Source organism: Micromonospora sp. LOL_024 (genome assembly GCF_048060415.1).
Lineage (GTDB): Bacteria > Actinomycetota > Actinomycetes > Mycobacteriales > Micromonosporaceae > Micromonospora.
Genome location: NZ_JBHMIS010000126.1, coordinates 1 through 1,451, shown reverse-complemented (window position 1 = coordinate 1,451; position 1,451 = coordinate 1). Strand labels below are relative to the sequence as shown.

General features: G+C 67.9%; 1 protein-coding gene. It reads left to right on the top strand.

From position 1 onward, the window contains the following. Nucleotides 1-149: 149 nt before the first annotated feature. Nucleotides 150-1,430 (top strand): IS701 family transposase, encoded by a 1,281-nt coding sequence (locus ACFHWY_RS28475; protein WP_416583325.1) that lies wholly within the window; start codon nucleotides 150-152, stop codon nucleotides 1,428-1,430. Nucleotides 1,431-1,451: the final 21 nt, after the last annotated feature.

Genomic DNA, 1,451 nt, shown 5'->3' with positions numbered 1-1,451 from the left:
TAGTACGGCAGCCGCCTTTCGTGAGGTGACCTCGGGTCCCGCCGGAACGAGGACGGCCACCGCATGATCGTCTGTGCGTTGTGGACACAACATCAGACCTTGCGGTGGCCGAGAGCCACAGCTTAGAGCCTGCTCAGTGGCGACGAGTCATCGACCTGGTGACCAGCTCGTTCGCGGGCCGGTTCGCTCGGGTGGAACCCCGCCGGGCGGCCGCCGGGTTCGTCACCGGCCTGCTCGCTGACCTGGAAATCAAGACGTGCTGGCAGTTGGCGGAGCAGGCCGGGCATGACCGGCCGGATGCGATGCAAAGGTTGCTGTACCGGGCGAAGTGGGACGCTGACGCGGTGCGTGACGACGTGCGGCAGGTCGTCGTGGATCGGCTCGGTGACCCCGATGGTGTTCTCGTCGTTGACGAGACCGGCGATCTGAAGAAGGGCGTGCACACCGTCGGTGTCCAACGTCAGTACACCGGCACGGCCGGACGGATCGAGAACGCCCAGGTCGGCGTATTCCTGGCCTACGCGAGCAGGCACGGGCACACCCTGATCGACCGGCGGGTCTACCTGCCGAAGTCCTGGACCGACGACCACCAGCGGTGTGAACAGGCCGGCGTCCCGGACGACGTCGTCTTCGCCACCCGATCCGAGCTGGCCGAGCACATGATCACCGCCGCCGTGAAGGCCCTGGTCCCGGCCCGATGGGTCGCCGCGGACGAGGCCTACGGCAACAACACACGGCTACGGGGTGAGCTGCGCGAGCACCGTCTCGGTTACGTCCTGGCGGTCTCCCGCGGTCATCTCGTACCGATCGACGGCGGTAAGACCCGCTGCCGCGCCGACCAACTGGCCACCGACCTGCCCGCCACGGCGTGGACCCGGCGCAGCGCCGGTGACGGGTCGAAAGGGCCACGGTTCTACGACTGGGCCTGGCTGGCCGACGTCGGCGCCGACGGCGACCCGGACGACGACGGCCGGCACAGTCTGCTGATCCGCCGGAACAACACCACAGGTGAGCTGGCCTTCTACCGCTGCTGGACACCCCACCCGGCCACCCTCGCGCAACTCGTGCGAGTAGCGGGAGTTCGTTGGATCGTGGAGGAGTCGTTCCAAGCCGGAAAGGGCCAGGTCGGTCTCGACCAGCACCAGGTCCGCCGCTGGACGTCCTGGCACCGGTTCACCACTCTCGCCCTGGCAGCCCTCGCCGTCCTCGCGATCTGCGCCGCCGACGCCCACACCCCAGAACGCCGCGCTCAGCCCGACATGATCGACCTGACCGTCAACGAGATCCGCCGCCTGATCAACGTCCTACTCATCCGGCCGACCCGCAGCATCGCCTACCGTTTGCGCTGGTCAAACTGGCGACGCCGACACCAAGCACGAGCCAGACGAGCCCACTACGCCCGCCGCCTCAACCTCGAATGCCAACCATGATCACGAATGGCGGCTGCCGTA